Here is a 20218-nt window from a genome sequence, read left to right on the forward strand (position 1 = left end):
GATCTTTTTCTTTGATCCTTGCCACTTATGGGCCGGAATTAAGGCAAAAACCGGGCATTGTTCACTTTGGCGCGCCAATCAGCCTGCATGGGCCGGATCAGCTTCCGGCCAGGCGCTGCCAACGCTGCACTGCGCTATCTGGATAGGAGAGAATCGTTAAAAGAGTATTCAAATTGTGCAATGTCCCGGGCGCAGGCTGCTGCGACGGCTTCGGCGGCGGCATCGTCGTAATAGGCGCGCCAGTCCCGCTGCCGGCCGCTTTCGTTGACCACGGGCAGCTCAAGCGAAAACCCGAGATGATCAAACAAGGGCTGCGCGTCGTCGCGGAAATGCTCCAGCCGGATATAAAGCTGGCACTGCTCCGTCCCGTCTGCATGGCGCATATAAGAGGATGCCGGGGTGCCGCGGAAGGCTGCGATGATCTCCGGGTGCTGCACGAAGGCGCGGAACTCGAGTCTGTGTGCCAGGCCGATGGCCGGATGATCGAAGCTCTGTTCGCGCAGCCAGTGGTAATAGCTGACCGCCCGGTCCCAGGGGTTGCGCACCAGGGTGAAGGCGAACAGGCCTCTCATTACCTCATCCGGAACCAGCCCTTCGATGTCGGCCAGGGTGGAGTGCTTCCACAGCCGCCCGCGCGTCTCAGTATCCTTCAGGCGGCGCCGGCGCTTCAGCGCTTTCGGCGTGTCGCCCAGCATCATGTCATCCGCCATCGCGCGTGCCTCCAGCGCCAGCGCCAGCGCGGTGCCGCCGGTTTTGGGGATATGGACAAAAACGTACCGGCGGCCTTGGGACAGGATCATGTCCCGACCCTATGGTATTGACCCGCTGTTGGAAATGCTGATTTGCGCGATGCGGCGGAGCGGGCAGCAGCGCGAACGCACGGCACCCAGCCCCTTTCACCTTTGCGCAAATACTCCGGGGTGAATTGGCCCCTCGGGGCCAAGAGGGGCAGCGCCCCTCCGCCTTCTACCTGGAGCGCAGCGCAATGGTGGCTCCGGCCGCAATGATCAGACCAATGCCCAGCACCTGCCAGATGTTCAGCGCCTGCCCCCAATAGGCCCAAGCAACCCCCGGGCCGACGATCATCACCGAGTATTCGAACACGGCGACATAAGACGCCTCGCCCAGCTGGTAGGCCTTGGTGATCAGGAACACGCCGCCCACCGCCGCGCAGCCCTGCAGCAGGATCAGGTGGGCAATGTCCCACAGCGGCCAGACCCAGCCGCGGGTGACAAAACCGTCTGCGCCCGCGGGCACCGCCTGCGGCCAGATCTCCAGCCCTGCCAGCAGCATGGCGCCAAGCACGCCTTGCACCAGCAGGTAGATGAACAGCATCGCCACCGTGCTTTCACCCTGGCAATACAGCCCGGTCGCGAGCGAGCCGAGCGCGTAGAACAGCCCGCCCGCCACCGGCACCAGGATCAGCCAGTTGAAGGCGGCCGGATCCGGCTGCAGCACCATCAGGACGCCTGCAAAGCCGCAAAGAACGGCCGCAATCCGGATCCAGCCGATCCGCATCCTAAGGAACAGGACGGAAATCACCACGATCAGGATCGGCGAGGTGAACAGCCCGGCCAGCGCCTGGGCAATCGGCATCAGCGCCACGGCGGAGAAGTAGAACACCATCGACACCGCCACCAGCACCGCCCGCAAGAGCACCGCGCCGAAGTTGCGGGATCTCAGCCCGCCCAGCCCGGCGCGCGCCATCAGCCACAGGAACGGCAGTGCGACAAATGTGCGCAACAAGTAGAACTGGCCCAGCCCGATGGTCTCTGCCATCAGCGGCACGGCGTTGTCGGTGATGCCGATAATCAGCATCGCCGCCAGCATCGACTGCGCGGCTGCGGTCTGGCTGGTGCCCGGGGCGGAGAGTGCGGCTGTTTGTTTCATACCCTTCCCATTGCCCGCAACTTTCCGCAATATCTGTCCTCTAAGCGACACCAAAGTGATTCAGGGGAGGAAACTGATGGGGTGGATGGCGGAAGAAACCGGTCTGGAGAAGACCGCCGCAAATTATGTGCCGCTGACGCCGCTTTCGCATCTGCAACGTGCGGCACAGGTGTTTCCGGACCGTCTGGCGGTCAGCTATGGCAAGCACCGCAAGAGTTATGCCGAGTACTATGAGCGCTGCACCCGCCTGGCTTCCGGCCTGGTCAAGCTGGGGGTGAAGCCCGGCGATGTGGTGGCCACCCTGATGCCGAACATCCCCGCCCAGGCAGAGGCGCATTTCGGCGTGCCCGCCTGCGGCGCGGTGCTGAACACCATCAACACCCGGCTGGATGTGGGCACGGTTGCCTATATCTTCGAGCATGGCGAGGCCAAGGTGGTGCTTGTCGATCCTCAGTTCATTGAGCTGGCGGAGGCTGCAGTGGAGGAAATGGAAGGGCCCGCGCCCATCCTGATCGAAGTGGCCGACGACCAGGCCAGCTGGCACGCCACCGGCCGCCACACGGAATACGAGGCGCTGCTGGCCGGCGGCGATCCTGAGTTCCAGTGGATCATGCCTGAGGACGAATGGGAAAGCCTGGCGCTGAACTATACCTCCGGCACCACCGGGCGGCCCAAGGGCGTGGTCTATCACCACCGCGGCGCCTACCTGATGACCATGGGCACGGTGGTGTCCTGGCGGATGGTGCTGCATCCGGTCTATCTGACCATCGTGCCGCTGTTCCACTGCAACGGCTGGAACCACACCTGGATGATGCCGCTGGTCGGCGGCACTCTGGTCTGCTGCCGCGATATCACCGCGCAGAACATCTACAACGCCATCCATTACGAGGGCGTCACCCATTTCGGCGGCGCGCCGATCGTGCTGAACATGATCGTCAACGCGCTGGACGAGGAGCGCCGCACCTTTGATCACACGGTGGAGGTCTTCACCGCCGGCGCCCCGCCTGCCCCCGCAACGCTGTCGAAGATCGAGAACCTCGGCTTTAACATCACCCATGTCTACGGGCTGACCGAGACCTTCGGCCATGTCACCGAATGCTACTGGAAGGCAGAGGACTGGGACGGGCTGGACAAGGCCGGGATTGCCGCCAAGAAATCGCGCCAAGGTGTTGCCATGCCGATGCTGGAGCCGGTGGTGGTGCGCGACAGCGAGCACAACGTGCTGCCGAAAGACGGCCAAGCCCAAGGCGAGATCGCACTGCGCGGCAATGTGGTGATGAAAGGGTATCTCAAGAACCCCGAAGCCACCGCCGAAGCCTTCAAGGGAGGCTATTTCAACTCCGGCGACCTCGCCGTCCAGCACCCCGACGGCTACATCCAGATCGCCGACCGGGCCAAGGACATCATCATCTCCGGCGGCGAGAACATCTCCTCTGTCGAGGTGGAGGGCGTGCTGATGGCGCACCCCGATGTGCTGCTGGCCGCGGTTGCGGCCATGCCGGATGAGAAATGGGGCGAAGTGCCCTGCGCCTTTGTCGAGCTGAAACCGGGCGCCAAGGAGGACGCGGCGGCGCTGATTGCATTTACCCGCGAAACCCTGGCGGGCTTCAAGGCGCCCAAGAAAGTTGTGTTCCAGGAGCTGCCCAAAACCTCCACCGGCAAGATCCAGAAGTTCGAACTGAGGAAAATCGCCAAGAACCTGTGACTTTCCTTGGCAAAACTGCGTTGAGGGGCGGCAAAGCAAATTGCCGCCCCTGTTTTATGTGATTATTCTGGCACCAACGATAAGCATGGGGGCCGGGCGGGCTGCATGACGGCATTGAAGGAATTCGAGCGGCTGGAAGCCGCCGGGCTGTGGCGCGCTGATCCGCAGGCGCAGCGGCGGGACGTGATCGTGTCGCTGGGCGATGCGACTTTGACCATTGCCAGCATGAACGACCGGCCGCTGGCTCATTGGTCGCTGGCGGCGGTGGAGCGCGCCAACCCCGGTGAATTCCCTGCCCTGTTCCATCCCGATGGCGATCCCGGCGAAACGCTGGAGCTGGGGGAGGACGAGACCGCGATGCTGGAAGCCATCGCCCGGGTGCAGAACGCCATCGGCCGGTCGCGGGCGCGGCCCGGGCGGCTGCGCGCGGTCAGCATTCTGGGCACGCTGGCGCTGGTGCTGGCGCTGCTGGTTCTGTGGCTGCCGGGCGCCGTGACCCGGCATGCGGTCAGCGTGGTGCCGGACATCAAGCGCAAGGCCATCGGCCAGGCGCTGGTGGGGCGGATAGAGCGGGTCTCCGGCCCCGCCTGCGCCACGCCAGAGGCGGCACCGATCCTGAAGGACCTGGCGCAGCGCACCGGGGTCCGGCAGTTGGCAATCCTGCGGGCCGGCATCCCCGGCAGCCTCCATCTTCCCGGCGGCATCGTGCTGCTTAACCGTGCCTTTGTGGAGGATTACGAGGATCCGGCGGTGGCGGCGGGTGCCATCCTGGCCGAACGCGCCCGGGCCGGGGCCAGCGATCCGATGCTGGAGCTGCTGGAAGCCGGCGGCTTTTTGGCGACCTTCCATCTGCTGACCACGGGCGAGCTCGACCGCGCCGCGCTGGACGCCTATGCCGAGGCGACATTGGCCCGGCCCCGGCCCGACGTGCCGGATGAGGCCCTGCTGGCGGAGTTCGCCCGCGCCGCCCTGCCCTCTGCGCCTTACGCCTATGCGCTGGACATCACCGGTGAAACGGTTCTGGGGCTGATCGAAGCCGACCCGATGGCCGGCCGCGAGCTGGAACCGGTGCTGAACGACCGCGACTGGGTGCAGCTGCAGAACATCTGCGGCTGAGCCGACCTCCCCCAAACAGCCCCGCCAGTCGCCTGAAGGCGCCCGATCTGGTAGGATCGTGAAATCTGCGCAATACGCACGTTCAGGAGGGGAAATGAACCATGCCGGAGAATGCAGCCAGCTTCACGGGGGATATTCCCAGCCACTATGACACGGGTCTGGGGCCGGTCATCTTTTATGACTACGCGGAAGACCTCAGCGGGCGCTGCAGAAGCCTTGACCCGCAGCATGTCCTTGAACTGGCCGCAGGTACCGGGATTGTCTCGCTGCGTCTGCGGCACAGACTGCCGGCGGCGTGCAATCTGACAGTCACCGACCTGAACGAACCGATGCTGAAACTGGCTGAAAAGAAACTCTCCGGCGCCGGCAATACGCGATTTCAAGCTGCTGATGCGATGGAGCTGCCCTTTGCAGACCACAGCTTTGATCTGATTGCCTGCCAATTCGGGGTGATGTTCTTTCCGGACAAGGCAGCCGCCTTCCGGGAGGCCGCGCGGGTTCTGAAACCGGGCGGGCACTATGTTTTCAACCTCTGGGCGCCGATGGCCCGGAACCCGTTTGCGGAAATTGCCGACTCCGCTGCGGCAGAGTTTTTCCCGGAGGATCCGCCCGGCTTCTACAAGGTGCCGTTCCATTACGGCGATCCCGAGGCGGTGAAGGCAGATCTGAACGGTGCGGACTGGTCTGATATCAGTCATGAGACCATCACCCAGGACAAGACCATCCACAATGCGGAAAAATTTGCAGAGGCGCTGGTCTACGGCAACCCGATGATCGACGAGATCCGCACCCGGGGCGGCGTGGATCCCGATGAGGTCGCCAGCGCCATCCTGGATGCGTTGCACGGCCGCTTTGGGCCGCCGCCGTTGCGGATGCCGCTTGAGGCCGTTGTATTCACCTGCCGCCGGCAGTAGCGGCCCGGCTGCGAGCAGGCAGCTTGCACAGTCCGGAAAAAGCAAAAGGCCGGGCTGCACCCCGGCCTTTCCGCGCCTTCCCTGACGGCAGAGTTACTTGCTGAGCCGGGCACCGCTGAACCCGGCAGCCTGCGCCTTGGCCAGCGCGGCAGCGGCCTGGATGCTGTCGCGGTAGGGGCCTGCCAGAACCACCTTGAAGGGCTGACCCTTGCGGCTGACCGTGCCAAGCCGCACTGTCAGGCCGGCGGAGGCCAGCCTGCGGGCTGCGGCCTTTGCCTGGCCTGCATCCGCATAGGTAGCCGCCCGCACATAGCGCTGCGCGGCCGCGGATTTCTGCGGCGCTGCGGCGCCCGCCGCCGAACGGGTGGACAGCCGGAGGCCTGAGGGCTGTGTCTCGGCCGGGCTGCGGCGCGCCTCGCGCGGCAGTTTCACCACCCGGCGGTCCAGCGGCAGCTGCACCAGCCTGCGCGGCACGCCATTGGTCCAGATCCGCGCCATCTGCGCGTCCCCTTCCGCAGTGCGCGATCCGCGCAGCGGGTTCATGCGCCCGTCTTCGCGTTCCACCACCTCATATCCTGCAGGGGCCTGCGAAAAGCCGGTCACGACAGCGGGCCGCACCGTCCGCACCGCCCGCTGCGGGTTCAGCCGCCCATCGGTCCAGACCGGGCGGTAGCCCTTGGGCACGGTGAAGCTGTTGGCGAGACGGCGGTCCTGGTAGATGTGCTTCTGCACCACGCGGGTGTTCGGAGTGAGCTTCACAGAGGATTGCGGCCCGTCATAGCTGACAGGCGCCTCTTCCTGCGGGCCGCAGCGCACGCCGGAGGAATTCGTGTACTGGCGGCTGATATCCGACAAATCTGCGCAGGCAGTGCTGCCTGCCGGCTTCTGTGCAGCTGCGGCCGGTGCCGCGGCGGGGGCCGGTTTCGGCGTTACCTGCACCACTTCCTTGGCCGCAGGCTTGGGGGCTGCGGACACCGCCGCAACGGCGGCGGCCTGCGGCGCGCGAACCGGCTTTGCGGTTGTCACCACCTTGGGCGGCGCGCTGGCTGCGGTTTCCGGTGCAGGCGCGGCGGCCGCAGGCTTGGCTGACGCGGTTTGCGCGGGCTGCTGGCTGGGTTCGAGCGTGATCAGTTCCGGAGCCGCCGCAACGGGCCGCTGCTTGGTGGTGCCTGCCAGTCTGGTCGGCGCGTAGCCGCAGAGCTGCTTGCGCGAGCGGTTGACCCGCGGCACCCAGGCGACATTTCCGTCAATGCCTGCGCGGATGTAAATGCAGCCACGGCTGTCCACATACTGTTTGCCCTTGTAGGAGAGCGGCGGGTATTCGGCGGGCGGGCTGCTATCACGCAGGGTTTGTGCCTGTATCCCTGCGGCGCCTGCCGCCCCCGCGATGATGGCCAGTGCAATAATTCTAGTTATTTTCATTCCTGAGCCCCACAATATATGGCTGCAGGATGCCCGAAGCTGGCCGATGAGTAAAGATTCTGCGGCAACAATAAGACCGCAGTCCGGCAAATTTTGCGCGAATTGGAGCTAATGCACGCTGCTCGCGCCAAAAGAATAGCCAAGGCGGGTTTGCCCCGCCTTGGCGCCGGGCATTTTACTTGGTGCCGAACATCCGGTCGCCTGCATCGCCGAGGCCAGGCAGGATGTAGCCTTTCTTGTTCAGCTCCCGGTCCAGCGAGGCCGTGACAATCGGCACATCCGGATGCGCGTCCTTCATCCGCGCTACACCCTCGGGCGAGGCCAGCAGGCACAGGAAGCGGATGTTGTTGGCGCCGGCATCTTTCAGCAGGTCAATTGCAGCGGCGGAACTGTTGCCGGTGGCCAGCATCGGATCCACGGCAATCACCAGCCGGTCCTTCAGCCCTTCAGGCGCCTTGAAGTAATACTGCACCGGCTCCAGGGTTTCCTCGTCACGGTAGAGGCCGACAAAGCCGACGCGGGCGGAGGGGATCAGCTCCAGCACACCGTCCAGCATGCCGTTGCCCGCGCGCAGGATCGACACCAGCGCCAGCTTCTTGCCGGCTAGGATCGGTGCTTCCATCTCCTCCATCGGGGTTTCGATGGCCGTTGTGGTCAGCGGCATTTCGCGGGTGATCTCATAGGCTAAAAGCTGGGTGATCTCGCGCAGCAGGCGGCGGAAACCGGCAGTGGACGTGCCCTTGTCGCGCATCAGGGTCAGCTTGTGCTGCACAAGCGGGTGATCAACAACGGTCAGGTGGTCGGTCATGGGGCACTCCTAAAGTTTTGTTTTGCGCGCTTTTACGGGCTTGGCCGCGCCAGGCAAGCGTGTTTTGACCATGAGGTCAAAGAAAGCTCTTGCCGGGGCCTTGGGCCGGAACGTTCAGATGGGCAGCGATGGAGGCCGCCACATCGGCGAATTTGATCTGCCCGATGGTGCCCGCGTCAAGCCCGGCGATCAGCACCGGCACCTGTTCGCGGGTGTGGTCGGAGCCGGGCCAGCTGGGGTCATTGCCATGATCGGCGGTCAGCACCAGCATGTCGCCCTTACGCAGCCTGGGCAGCAGGCGGTCAAGTTCGGCGTCAAACCACTCCAGCGCCCTTGCATAGCCGGAGATGTCGCGGGTGTGGCCGTGCAGGGTGTCGAACTCGACGAAATTGGCAAAGGTCAGGCTGCCGTCCTCCGCCGTCTCCACCGCTTCAAAAAGATGCTCCATCAGCTTGGCATCCGACCCTTTTTTCAGGGTGTCGATACCGGTCATGGAGAAGATGTCGCCGATCTTGCCGATGGCGTGGACCTTGCGTCCAGCGTCCTGCACCCAGTTGGTAAGAACTGGCGCCGGCGGGCTGATTGCGTAATCACGGCGGTTGGTGGTGCGAGTGAAGCCCTCTTCTGCCGAACCCAGGAAGGGACGCGCGATGACCCGGCCCACTTTCATGGCGTGGAGCCGCGGGGCAATGGCCTCGCAAAGCGCCAGCAGGCGGTCGAGGCCGAATGTTTCCTCATGCGCGGCGATCTGAAAGACGCTGTCGGCGGAGGTATAGCAAATTGGTTGGCCGGTGCGCATATGTTCGGCACCCAGATCATCAAGGATCACCGTGCCGGAGGCGTGGCAGTTGCCAAGGATGCCATCGGTGCCCGCCTGCTCCGCCACAAAGGTGGTCAGATCATCGGGAAAGGACGGCGCCTGATCGGGGAAATAGTGCCAGTCCCAGGGCACCGGCAGGCCTGCCAGCTCCCAATGGCCCGACGGCGTGTCCTTGCCGCGGCTGAGCTCGCGGGCAGAGCCCCAGCGGCCCTGAGGCACTGCATCCAGGCCGGGAAACGGCACCGACGACGCCAGCCTCATCGCTGCACCGAGGCCGAGGCGTTCCATGTTCGGAACATGCAACGGGCCGCTGCGGCCCTCCTCCGCCTGCCCGGCAGTGCAGGCCTGGGTAATATGGGCCAGCGTGTTGGCGCCCAAGTCCGGCAGGTCGCCGTTGAAGAAAGTGCCGGCATCCGGCGCGCCGCCGATGCCAACGGAATCCATCACCACAAGGAAGGCACGGGGCATCAGGAGATCCTTTCGTGAACCAGCGGCGGCAGGGTGTCCGGCGCATCGCCGATGGCGATGGCCGCCTGGACCGCAGCCTCTGCCATGTCTGCTGCATCTTCGCTGGCGGCGTGGATGCGGGCAAGGGTGTCTCCTGCCCCGACCTTCCGGCCCAGGCGGGCAATGTCCGAGATGCCAACACCCGGTTGAATCTTGTCGCTTTCCACCATCCGGCCGCCGCCCAGAGCGACCACTGCCAGGCCAAGTGCCTCGCCATTCATGGCGGAGACATGCCCGGCTGCGGGGGCTTTGACTTCGCGCACCACTTCTGCGCCCGGAAGGTGATCCTGCCATTTTGAAGCAAAGTCCGCGGGGCCGCCCATGGCAGCAATCATCTTGGCAAAGCGTTCTGCCGCGCGGCCATCGGTAAGGGCTGCGCCGATCCTGGCCGCGCCGTCATCAGCATCCGCTGCGAGGCCCGCGTGGGCCAGCAGCTCTCCGCCCAGTATTGCAGTGATCTCCGCCAGAGGCGCGGATGCGCCGCATGTCAGCACCCGCATCACCTCCGCCACCTCCAGCGCGTTGCCAAGCGCCGGTGCCAGCGGCTGGTTCATGTCGGTGATCAGCGCAGAGGTCTTACAGCCCGCAGCATTGGCGGTATCGCAAAGCGATTGCGCCAGCGCCCGGGCGTCATCGGCGGTCTTCATGAAAGCGCCGGAGCCGATCTTGACGTCCAGCACCAGCGCATCCGGCGAGGCCGCGAGTTTCTTGGAGAGGATCGAGGCGGTGATCAGGTCGAGGCTTTCCACCGTCGCGGTCACATCGCGGATTGCGTAAAGGCGTTTATCCGCGGGGGCGATCTGCGCCGTGGCGCCGACAATGGCACAGCCCATGTCCTGCATCATCCGGCGCAGGTGGTCTTCGCTGACGCTGGTGGAGACTCCGGGGATCGCTTCCAGCTTGTCCAGCGTGCCGCCGGTGTGGCCGAGCCCGCGGCCGGAGATCATCGGCACATAAGCCCCGCAGGCCGCCAGCGCAGGCGCCAGCAGCAGCGAGACGCAATCGCCCACACCGCCGGTGGAATGCTTGTCCAGCACCGGGCCGTCCAGGTCCCACGTCAGCACATCGCCGGTGTCGCGCATCGCCAGCGTCAGGGCGCGGCGTCCTTCGACGCTGAGGCCTTGCAGGCAGACCGCCATGGCAAAGGCCCCGGCCTGCGCGTCCGAGACTGCGCCGCTGGCCAGGCCGTCGGCAAACCAGCGCAGCGCGTCCTCGCCGGGCGTTTCACCGCGCCGGAGCGTTGCGTTGATGGCGCGGGCGTCCATCAGCTGCGCTCCATATGATCCGCGTCAAAGGCGCCGGGCAGCAGCGCGGCGATGGTGGTTTCCTGCTCCTCGCCGTCGGTGGTGGCCATGATGACCTTGACGTCTCCGCTGGCGAATTCCTTTATCTTCTGGCGGCAGCCGCCGCAGGGGGTGATCGGGGTCGGGCAGTCGGCGATCACATAGACCTCCGCCAGGTTTTTCTCCCCTGCAGCCACCATCGAGGCGATGGCGCCGGCCTCGGCGCAGGTGCCCTCAGGATAGGCGACGTTTTCGACATTGCAGCCCACATAGATCTGGCCGGAGGCGGAGCGGACAGCGGCGCCGACCTTAAAGTTGGAATACGGCGCGTGGGCGTTTTCGCGGACGGCGGCGGCGGCGGCTTTGAGGCTCATGGCGATTCCCCGGTTTTTGATCATTTGGTCAAGATGCCGCAGGATAGCTGAATTACTCCGCGAAGCGGAAGCCCCCGGATGCAGTTCTTTGCCCAGATCCCCGCTCAGGCAAGCGCGGTATTGAACACCCCCGGAAGCGTCACCTCCAGCAACTCCACATCGTCAGACGGCGCGTTGAGGCGCGTCTTCATGCCCGGCGGAATGACAAAGGCATCGCCCTGCTCCAAGCGGTAAGGCTCGCGGCCCTCACCCTCCAGCGTCACCTCGCCGTTCATCACAAAGGTAAAATGGATGTCGGTGTCATGCGCAGCCCATTGCGGATCGCCCTCGCCCCGGCGCACCACCTGCACGCCAGCGACGCCCTTGGTGTTTTCGGCAATGGTGGTGTCGCGGCAGATATAGCCCGGCAGTCGGAACGGCAACCACTCGGCGCCTTCCGCCTTGTTGTAGACAAACCGCTGGCCCTGCCATTCCCGTTCGGGACGGTAGTGCGGCGTCGGCAGTGTCATCTCGTGGTCGATCTCCGTCACATGCTCAGCCGGAACGCCGATTTCGATCACCTGCACGTTGTCGCTGGCTTCCAGCACCCGGTGGCGGATTTCCGGCGGCTGGATGAAGCAGTCGCCCGCTGTGAGCCGCATCTTTTCGCCCTGATCCTCATAGACCACATCGACCCAGCCGTGGATGCAGAAGATCAGCTGGAAGCCAACCCGGTGGAAATGCACCATGTCCGGCACCGGACCGCCGTCGGGAATGCGTATGTGACTGGCGATGATCGAGCCGCCTAGCCGGTCCGGCACCAGGTCGCGGTAGTGCATGCCTGCGCGGCCGATGATCCAGGGCGCCTGGTCCTTGAGACGGCGGACCACGAAACTGTGCACGGTCTCCGGCATCACCATCGGCGGGTGGCGGTCTTCAATTTCGATCTTCGTGCCATTGGGTGCGGTCAGACGGCGCCGGCCTTCGGCAAATCCATCAGGATCTTCAGTCAAAATGCGGATTGTGCCGGGGCTTTCCTCGGCGCCTTTTTCGATCCTGAGGCGCAGGCTGTGGCCGGAGAACACCGCGACGCGCGGATCATCCGCCGGATAGATCATATCCATCTTCATACCCAACACCTTGGTATAAAACGGAATATCATTGCGCAGCTCATCCGTCGGCAGGCGGATCTCGGCGATTGTTTCGCTCATTTTTCACTCCCTGATCTGTTGGCAGGACAGTGACCCTGCGGCAGTGTTTATGCAAGAACCCGCCGCCCTGGCTGCCGCCGCGTCCGTTTGCGTCAGTTTGCGCTATGTTTCCGGCAGAAAAAATGGTTTAACGCTAAACAATACCCTTTCCGAGGAGCGCCAGATGTCCGATTCACAGAGCCTGCGCCAAGCCGCACTCAACTATCACGAGTTTCCCCGTCCCGGTAAGCTGGAGATCCGCGCGACCAAGCCGATGGCCAACGGGCGCGATCTGGCCCGCGCCTATTCGCCCGGCGTGGCGGAGGCCTGCGTGGAAATCAAGGCGGATGAGGCCAACGCCGCCCGCTATACCTCGCGCGGGAATCTGGTTGCGGTTGTGTCAAACGGCTCGGCGGTTCTGGGGCTGGGCAACATCGGCGCGCTGGCCTCCAAGCCGGTGATGGAAGGCAAGGCGGTCCTGTTCAAGAATTTCGCAGGGATAGACTGCTTCGACCTCGAGGTGAACGAGAGCGATCCGGAGAAGCTGGCCGATATCGTTTGCTCGCTGGAGCCGACGTTCGGCGCGATCAACCTCGAAGACATCAAGGCGCCGGACTGCTTTGTGGTCGAGAAGCTCTGCCGCGAGCGGATGAACATCCCGGTGTTCCACGACGACCAGCACGGCACCGCAATCGTGGTGGGTGCTGCTGCCAAGAACGCACTGCATGTGGCGGGCAAGTCGTTTGAGGACATCAAGATTGTCTCCACCGGCGGCGGCGCGGCGGGGATTGCTTGCCTCAACATGCTGGTCAAGCTGGGCGTCAAGCGCGAAAACATCTGGCTGTGCGACATTCACGGGCTGGTCTACGAGGGCCGCGAAGAGGACATGAACCCGCAGAAGGCGGCATTCGCCCAAGCCTCGGACCTGCGCACGTTGGACGAGGTGATGGACGGCGCCGACATGTTCCTGGGCCTCTCCGGCCCCAACGTGCTGAAGCCGGAAATGGTGGCAAAGATGACCAAGCGGCCGATCATCTTTGCGCTGGCCAACCCGACGCCGGAGATCATGCCCGACCAGGCGCGCAAGGTGGCGCCGGATGCAATCATTGCCACGGGGCGCAGCGATTTTCCCAACCAAGTCAACAACGTGCTGTGCTTCCCCTTCATCTTCCGCGGGGCGCTGGACGTGGGCGCGACGGAGATCAACGACGAGATGCAGATTGCCTGCGTCGACGGCATTGCCGAACTCGCCCGCGCCACCACCTCGGCTGAGGCGGCGGCGGCCTACAAGGGCGAGCAGCTGACCTTTGGCGCCGATTACCTGATCCCGAAGCCGTTTGATCCGCGGCTGGTGGCGGTTGTATCCTCCGCCGTGGCCAAGGCGGCGATGGAAAGCGGCGTGGCAACCCGCCCGATCGAGGACATCACCGCCTATAAGCAGAAGCTGAACCAGACGGTGTTCAAGTCCGCCCTGCTGATGCGCCCGGTGTTCGAGGCCGCCCGCGCCGCCGCCCGCCGGATCGTGTTCAGCGAAGGCGAGGATGAGCGGGTGCTGCGCGCCGCCCAGGCCATCCTGGAAGAAACCACCGAGACCCCGATCCTGATCGGCCGCCCGGAGGTGATCGAACGCCGTTGCGAGAAGCTGGGCCTAGATGTGCGCCCGGGCCGCGATTTCCAGCTGGTCAACCCGGAGAACGACCCGCGCTATTACGACTACTGGAACAGCTATCACAAGCTGATGCAGCGCCAGGGGGTGACGCCGGATCTGGCCAAGGCGATCATGCGCACCAACACCACCGCCATTGGCGCCATCATGGTGCACCGCGGCGAGGCCGACAGTTTGATTTGCGGCACTTTCGGCGAATACCGCTGGCACCTGAACTATGTGCAGCAGGTGCTGGGCGGCGGCACCTACTCTCCGCACGGCGCGCTGTCGATGATGATCCTGGAAGACGGGCCGCTGTTCATTGCCGACACCCATGTGCATGTGGAGCCGACTCCGGAGCAGATCGCCGAAACCGTGATGGGCGCCGCCCGCCATGTGCGCCGCTTCGGCCTCGCACCGAAGATCGCCATGTGCTCGCAGTCGCAGTTCGGAAATATCTCCTGCGACACCGGCAGCCGGCTGCGCGCCGCCATCGAAATCCTCGACGATAAGCGCCGCGACTTCGTCTATGAGGGCGAGATGAACATCGACACCGCCCTGGACCCTGATCTGCGCGAGCGGATCTTCCCCAATTCGCGGCTGGACGGCGCGGCCAATGTGCTGATCTTTGCCCATGCCGATGCAGCCTCCGGCGTGCGCAACATCCTCAAGATGCGGGCCGGCGGGCTGGAAGTGGGGCCGATCCTGATGGGCATGGGCAACCGCGCCCATATCGTGTCGCCGTCGATCACCGCGCGGGGCCTGCTCAACATGGCCGCCATTGCCGGCACCCCGGTCGCGCACTACGGTTAACTGCGCGGCCCCATTTGCCGGCCGCCCAACCAGGGAGGCCGGACATGAGAGGGCATTGCCACTGCGGCGCAGTGCATTGGGAGAGCCGGGCCGAGGCGGCCTGGAGCTGCTATTGCCACTGCGCCGACTGCCGCCGCAACTGCGCGGCACCTGTCACCGCGTTTTTCGGGCTGCCGCATGAGGCGGTGGAATGGTCCGGCGCCTCACCCAAGGTCTACAATTCATCAGAAGGCGTGGAGCGGCTGTTCTGCGGCGCCTGCGGCACGCAGATGGCCTATCGCACGGCCCGCGATCCGGTGAACATCCACCTTTACACCGCCACGCTGGAGAGCCCCAGCCAGATGCCTCCCAAGTTCCATGTGTTCCATTCAGACCATGTGAGCTGGCTGGAGCTGAAAGACAGCCTGCCCCGCTATGCCAAATCCTCAAGCGGGTGATTCCCGGCCGCGGATTTCGGCGGGCAGCGCCTAAATTTGCAAGTTTGCAATCTTTTGGCGCTTTTCAGGATTATTCTGCAGCAAAGACCGGTTTGCAAAGCATGCGGGCTGCAAAGCCGCGGCAGCCTGTAAATCCTGTAAACAGTTGGCAGAAATCCGGCCGGATGCTGTAAATTCATTGACGAACCTTGCCTGCGGATGCCGCAAAACTTGCCCGGCCGCCGGCTTCTCGCCTACGCAATTGGCAGGAGGAGATGAACACCATGGGATATCAGGATATTTACGCTGCCTGGAAACAGGATCCGGAAGGCTTCTGGATGGAGGCTGCCGGCGCGATCAGCTGGGACGAGGCGCCGAAACAGGCCCTGTCCGACAAGGGCGAGGGCCTTTATGAATGGTTTGCCGATGCCAAGGTGAACACCTGCTACAACGCCGTTGACCGCCATGTCGAACAGGGCCGCGGCGAGCAGACCGCGATCATCTACGACAGCCCGGTCACCCATACCAAGCGCGAAATCTCCTATGTCGAATTGCGCAACCGGGTCGCCACCCTGGCCGGCGCGCTGCGCGCCAAGGGTGTGGAAAAAGGCGACCGTGTCATCATCTATATGCCGATGATCCCCGAGGCGCTGGAGGCGATGCTGGCCTGCGCCCGCATCGGCGCAGTGCATTCGGTGGTGTTCGGCGGCTTTGCCTCCAACGAGCTGGCGGTGCGGATCGACGATGCCAAGCCCAAGGCGATCATCGCCGCCTCCTGCGGCATTGAGCCGGGCCGGATCGTGCACTACAAACCGCTCCTGGACGGCGCCATCGACCTGGCCGCGCACAAGCCCGACTTCTGCGTGATCTTCCAGCGCGAGCAGGAAGTGGCGGATCTGGTCCCGGGCCGCGACGTCAACTGGCACGGCTTCCAGTACGGCGTGGAGCCTGCCGAATGTGTGCCGGTCGAGGGCAACCACCCCTCCTACATCCTCTACACTTCCGGCACCACCGGCCAGCCCAAGGGGGTGATCCGCCACACCGCAGGCCAGCTGGTGGCGCTGAACTGGACCATGAAGAACATCTACAACGTGGAGCCGGGCGACGTGTTCTGGGCCGCGTCCGATGTGGGCTGGGTCGTGGGCCACAGCTATATCTGTTACGGGCCGCTCATTCACGGCAACACCACCATCGTGTTCGAGGGCAAGCCGGTCGGCACCCCGGATGCGGGCACCTTCTGGCGGGTGATCTCCGAACATAAGGTCAAGAGCTTCTTCACCGCCCCCACCGCCTTCCGCGCGGTAAAGCGGGAAGACCCCAAGGGCGAGTTCGTCAAGAAATACGACCTCAGCTGCCTCCAGCAGGTTTACCTGGCGGGCGAGCGCGCGGACCCGGACACCATCACCTGGGCGCAGGAACAGCTGAAGGTGCCGGTGGTCGACCACTGGTGGCAGACAGAGACCGGCTGGTCGATTGCGGCGAACCCGCTGGGGATCGAGGAGCTGCCGACGAAACTGGGCTCCCCTGCCGTGCCGATGCCCGGGTATGACGTGGACATCCTGGACGAAGGCGGCAACCCGGTTGCGGCCGGCGAACTGGGCGCGATTGCGGTGAAACTGCCGCTGCCGCCGGGCACCCTGCCGACGCTGTGGAATGCCGAGGCCCGCTTCAAGAAGAGCTATCTCAACACCTTCCCCGGCTACTATGAGACCGGCGACGCCGGCATGAAGGACGAGGACGGCTATCTCTACATCATGGCGCGCACCGATGACGTGATCAACGTGGCGGGCCACCGGCTGTCGACCGGCGGCATGGAAGAAGTGCTGGCAGGCCACCCGGATGTCGCCGAATGCGCGGTGATCGGGGTGGCGGACAGCCTCAAGGGCCAGATGCCGGTGGGCTTCCTCTGCCTCAATTCAGGCGCCGACCGCGACCATGGCGAGGTGGTGGCCGAGGTCGTCAAACTGGTGCGCGAGAAGATCGGCCCGGTCGCGGCCTTCAAGCTGGCGGTTGTCGTCGACCGGCTGCCCAAGACCCGCTCCGGCAAGATCCTGCGCGGCACCATGGTGAACATTGCCGACGGCACGCCGTGGAAGATGCCCGCCACCATCGACGATCCGGCAATCCTGGACGAGATCACCGCGGCGCTGCAGACCATCGGCTACGCCAAGTAACACACGCGGTTCCCTGCACCGGAAACGGCCAAAATCCTGCGAGCATCTTTCAAGGCTCCGCCATCAGGCGGAGCCTTTTTGCCACCCCGGAAAGCGGGCCGGACGCCCCGCGGGATTCCGGCTGCCTGCCGTCCGGTTTTGCTTGCAACTCCGCCCTGCCTGCCTAGGCTGCAGCCAGGGAGGCTTGCGCATGACACAACCGGACATCTGGCAGCTGAGCGCCGCAGAGCTCACGTCGCTGACCCGCACCGGAGGGCTGAGCGCGGAAACCGCAGTCCAGGCCTCCATTGACCGGATGAACGCAGTCAACCCGGCTCTGAATGCAGTGGTCGAGGACCTGAGCGCCGAGGCGCTGGAACGCGCTCGCGCGCTGGACAAGGCGCGCGCGGATGGCGCCAAACCCGGCCCGCTGCACGGCGTGCCGGTCACCATCAAGATCAATGTGGATCAGGCGGGCCACGCCACCTCCAACGGCGTCACTGCGCTGAAGGACCTGATTGCCCCGGCAGACGCGCCAGTGGTGGAAAACCTGCACAAAGCCGGCGCGGTGGTGATCGGGCGCACCAACACGCCGGAGTTTTCTTTCCGGGCAGATACCGACAACCCGCTGCACGGCCGCACCCACAACCCCTGGGGGCAGCACATCTCTCCGGGCGGTTCGTCCGGCGGCGCGGGGGCGGCAGTGATGGCCGGGATCGGCGCGCTGGCCCATGGCAATGACATCGGCGGCTCCCTGCGCTTTCCCGCCGCCGCCAACGGCGCGGTCACGGTGAAGCCGGGCCTCGGCCGGGTGCCCGCCTGGAACCCCAGCCAGACGGCGGAACGCGGGCTGCTGGCGCAGCTGATGTCGGTGCAGGGGCTGATCGCCCGCAGTGCGGAAGACCTGCATCTGTCGATGCCATCGCTGATTGCCCCGGATCCGCGCGACCCGTTCCATGTTCCCTTGGCCTGGCGCGGCGCGGCGCTGGCCGGCCCTGTCAAGGTCGCCTTCACCAAGAACACCCACGGCTACGATCTGCACCCCGAAGTGGAGGCAGCGCTGGATTTCGCCCGCGACGCGCTGCGCGATGCGGGCTATCTGGTCGAGGAGGCGGAGCCTCCCAATGTGTTCGACGCCGGGCGCACCGGCTACCGCGCCCTGATGGGCGAGATCTATGCGCTGATGAAAAACGACGTGGACACGGCTGGCTCGCAGACCGTGCGCGACATCTTCGCCGTCTACTTCCAGGAATTCCCGCCCTTTGCCGGCGAAGAGCTTTTGCAGATGATGGCCAAGCGCACCCATTACGCGCGGGCCTGGTCGCTGTTCATGGAGGAATACCCGCTGGTGCTGTCGCCTTTCCTGCCGCAGCCCTTTTTCAAGCCGGACCGCGACGCCGAAGGCGCAGCAGGCGTGCATGAGGTGCTGGGCTGTGCGGTCTATTCCTATGCGATGAATTTCCTCGGCCTGCCTGCCGCCTCGGTACCGGCCCGTCTGGCCGCGCTGCCCAAGGGAGCGCAGCCCATCAATGTGCAAATCGCCGCCCGCCGCTGGCGCGAGGATCTGGCAGTGGACGCTTGCGCCGCAATCGAGGCCCGGGCCGGCCGCATGTGCCTGCCGCTGTGGCAGAAGATGGCCGCAAGCGGCACCCGGTGACACAGCCGCGCGGGTAAGCGCGCTGCAAATGCGGCTTCCGGCGCCCGCCGGTGGTTATGACGAAAGGTGGTTGCGAGGAAAGCTGCTGCAGTCATTCAACTGGCGGCACTGCAGCCAGAGGGCCGGGCCGCCGGTCCTCCGCCGATGGACATTGCCGTCCAGCCAGGCGCCCCGGGAACGGGTTGGACCGCCCCCGGGGAACTATAGTACCCAAGCCACTCACTACCTCCGGCGCTTGCCTGGCCGCACCCGGACATTCCCGACGCACAGGCGCAGGGGAACCGGGCACTTCCGGCGGAAACAACAAAACTGGAACGCACAAAAACCGCCGGTACGGCACACGGGCCTAGCAGCCCGCGGGCAAATGCCGATCACATCTGCCTGTGGGTAAATCTTTGCACTAAATTGTTACCGCGAAGTTCACAAAGCCGTGAACACAACGTTAAACACTCACGTAAACTGCTCGGAAATAAGCCTTTCCTCCAGCCCATGGCCGGGGTCGAACAGGATTTTGTGGCGGATTTGCGTATCGGTGCGGATCTCGACCCAATCAATGTCGGCAACAGAAATCGAATCCGCATCCGCCATCACCGGGCGTTTGTCCGCCTCCAGCACGTCAAACCGCACCATCGCGTTGCTGGGCAGAAGCGCGCCGCGCCAGCGCCGCGGGCGGAAAGCGGCAATGGCGGTCAGCGCCAGAACATCGGCCCCGATCGGCAGGATCGGGCCATGGGCGGAATAATTGTAGGCGGTGGAGCCTGCCGGGGTGGAAACCAGCGCGCCGTCGCAGACCAGTTCCTCCATCCGAATGCGCCCGTCCACCGAAATCCGGAGCCGCGCCGCCTGCGGGCCTGCCCGCAGCAGCGAGACCTCGTTGATGGCCAGCGCCTTGTGCACCTCGCCGCGGCGGTCCATCGCGGTCATCGACAGCGGATTGATGATCTCCTGCACCGCTTCTTCAAGCCGCTCGATCAGCCCCTCCGCACGGTATTCGTTCATCAGGAAGCCGACCGTGCCGCGGTTCATGCCATAAACCGGTGCCGTATGATCCACCATCGTGTGCAGCGTGCGCAGCATGAAGCCGTCGCCGCCTAGCGCCACGATCACATCGGCCTGTTCGGGCGGAACATGGCCGTAGCGGCCGCTCAATTCATTCAGCGCATCCTGAGCGACGCCGGCCTCGCTGGCCAGAAAGGCGATTCTCAAACTCATGAAATCTGTTTCCGGTATTAGGCATCTGGTTCCGAAACAATCACAGCTTTCCGCCGAAGGCCATAGTTGCCGTTCTGTCGCAGGGAAATGTCGCTTTACAGGCTTCCTGCGCAAGGATGTTTCCTATAGGAAATCCCTCAATTCTGACCCCTACTCCAATGGAGCCGCCATGACTGAAGCCACCCGCGACCCCGGCTTTTTCACCCAAACCCTCGCCGAGCGCGATCCTGAGCTTTATGCCTCGATCACCGCGGAACTGGGCCGCCAGCGCGACGAGATCGAGCTGATCGCCTCGGAGAACATCGTCTCCGCCG

General features: G+C 64.6%; 16 protein-coding genes and 1 pseudogene. 8 read left to right on the forward strand and 9 right to left on the reverse strand.

What is annotated here, in order from left to right:
* Positions 1-134: 134 nt before the first annotated feature.
* Together KUW17_RS04480 and KUW17_RS04485 are read right to left on the reverse strand one after the other, a co-directional pair.
* Entirely contained in the window at positions 135-800 is a 666-nt protein-coding gene (locus KUW17_RS04480) for a sulfotransferase family 2 domain-containing protein (RefSeq protein WP_222476232.1), read from the reverse strand.
* Between the two features lie 166 nt (positions 801-966).
* Positions 967-1890, reverse strand: coding sequence for a DMT family transporter (locus KUW17_RS04485; RefSeq protein ID WP_222476233.1), 924 nt, complete (start codon positions 1888-1890; stop codon positions 967-969).
* Positions 1891-1966: 76 nt separating this feature from the next.
* Here KUW17_RS04485 and KUW17_RS04490 point away from each other — a divergent pair, with 76 nt between their 5' ends.
* The 3 genes from KUW17_RS04490 to KUW17_RS04500 all read left to right on the forward strand — a co-directional run bounded on the left by KUW17_RS04490 (position 1967) and on the right by KUW17_RS04500 (position 5625).
* Entirely contained in the window at positions 1967-3595 is a 1629-nt protein-coding gene (locus KUW17_RS04490) for an AMP-binding protein (RefSeq protein ID WP_222476234.1), read from the forward strand.
* A 105-nt stretch (positions 3596-3700) separates the two neighbouring features.
* Positions 3701-4711 (forward strand): hypothetical protein, encoded by a 1011-nt coding sequence (locus tag KUW17_RS04495; RefSeq protein ID WP_222476235.1) that lies wholly within the window; start codon positions 3701-3703, stop codon positions 4709-4711.
* 101 nt (positions 4712-4812) lie between these two features.
* Entirely contained in the window at positions 4813-5625 is an 813-nt protein-coding gene (locus tag KUW17_RS04500) for a class I SAM-dependent methyltransferase (RefSeq protein WP_222476236.1), read from the forward strand.
* 93 nt (positions 5626-5718) lie between these two features.
* On the opposite strand, the gene KUW17_RS04505 is transcribed toward KUW17_RS04500, so the two are convergent.
* The 6 genes from KUW17_RS04505 to KUW17_RS04530 form a co-directional block, all read right to left on the reverse strand.
* Entirely contained in the window at positions 5719-7047 is a 1329-nt protein-coding gene (locus KUW17_RS04505) for an SPOR domain-containing protein (protein WP_222476237.1), read from the reverse strand.
* Between the two features lie 175 nt (positions 7048-7222).
* Entirely contained in the window at positions 7223-7855 is a 633-nt protein-coding gene (upp, locus tag KUW17_RS04510) for a uracil phosphoribosyltransferase (RefSeq protein ID WP_222476238.1), read from the reverse strand.
* A gap of 76 nt (positions 7856-7931) precedes the next feature.
* Positions 7932-9143, reverse strand: coding sequence for a phosphopentomutase (locus KUW17_RS04515; protein WP_222476239.1), 1212 nt, complete (start codon positions 9141-9143; stop codon positions 7932-7934).
* Positions 9143-10447, reverse strand: a complete 1305-nt coding sequence (locus KUW17_RS04520) for a thymidine phosphorylase (RefSeq protein WP_222476241.1) — start codon at positions 10445-10447, stop codon at positions 9143-9145. Before KUW17_RS04520 ends, KUW17_RS04515 begins: the two co-directional genes overlap by 1 nt.
* A complete protein-coding gene (locus tag KUW17_RS04525; protein WP_222476322.1) occupies positions 10447-10923 on the reverse strand; it encodes a cytidine deaminase in 477 nt (158 codons plus the stop codon). The genes KUW17_RS04520 and KUW17_RS04525 overlap by 1 nt, the downstream gene beginning before the upstream one ends.
* Positions 10924-10943: 20 nt before the next feature.
* Entirely contained in the window at positions 10944-12029 is a 1086-nt protein-coding gene (locus KUW17_RS04530) for a cupin domain-containing protein (protein WP_222476242.1), read from the reverse strand.
* 163 nt (positions 12030-12192) lie between these two features.
* Here KUW17_RS04530 and KUW17_RS04535 point away from each other — a divergent pair, with 163 nt between their 5' ends.
* The 4 genes from KUW17_RS04535 to KUW17_RS04550 all read left to right on the forward strand — a co-directional run bounded on the left by KUW17_RS04535 (position 12193) and on the right by KUW17_RS04550 (position 18692).
* Positions 12193-14466 carry an NADP-dependent malic enzyme gene (locus tag KUW17_RS04535; RefSeq protein WP_222476243.1) on the forward strand — a complete coding sequence of 758 codons (2274 nt, stop codon included), beginning with the start codon at positions 12193-12195 and terminating at the stop codon, positions 14464-14466.
* A gap of 44 nt (positions 14467-14510) precedes the next feature.
* Positions 14511-14903 (forward strand): GFA family protein, encoded by a 393-nt coding sequence (locus KUW17_RS04540; protein WP_222476244.1) that lies wholly within the window; start codon positions 14511-14513, stop codon positions 14901-14903.
* 263 nt (positions 14904-15166) lie between these two features.
* A complete protein-coding gene (prpE, locus tag KUW17_RS04545; protein WP_222476245.1) occupies positions 15167-17056 on the forward strand; it encodes a propionate-CoA ligase PrpE in 1890 nt (629 codons plus the stop codon).
* A 190-nt stretch (positions 17057-17246) separates the two neighbouring features.
* Positions 17247-18692, forward strand: coding sequence for an amidase family protein (locus tag KUW17_RS04550; RefSeq protein WP_222476246.1), 1446 nt, complete (start codon positions 17247-17249; stop codon positions 18690-18692).
* A gap of 450 nt (positions 18693-19142) precedes the next feature.
* On the opposite strand, the gene KUW17_RS04555 is transcribed toward KUW17_RS04550, so the two are convergent.
* Positions 19143-19904: an NAD kinase gene (locus KUW17_RS04555; protein WP_222476247.1), complete on the reverse strand. Its 762-nt coding sequence runs from the start codon at positions 19902-19904 to the stop codon at positions 19143-19145.
* A gap of 169 nt (positions 19905-20073) precedes the next feature.
* On the opposite strand from KUW17_RS04555, the pseudogene glyA reads away from it, so the two are divergent.
* Positions 20074-20218: pseudogene (gene glyA, locus KUW17_RS04560) on the forward strand (serine hydroxymethyltransferase); the annotation flags it as partial.

Source organism: Leisingera aquaemixtae (assembly GCF_019801145.1).
GTDB classification, from domain to species: Bacteria; Pseudomonadota; Alphaproteobacteria; order Rhodobacterales; family Rhodobacteraceae; genus Leisingera; species Leisingera aquaemixtae_A.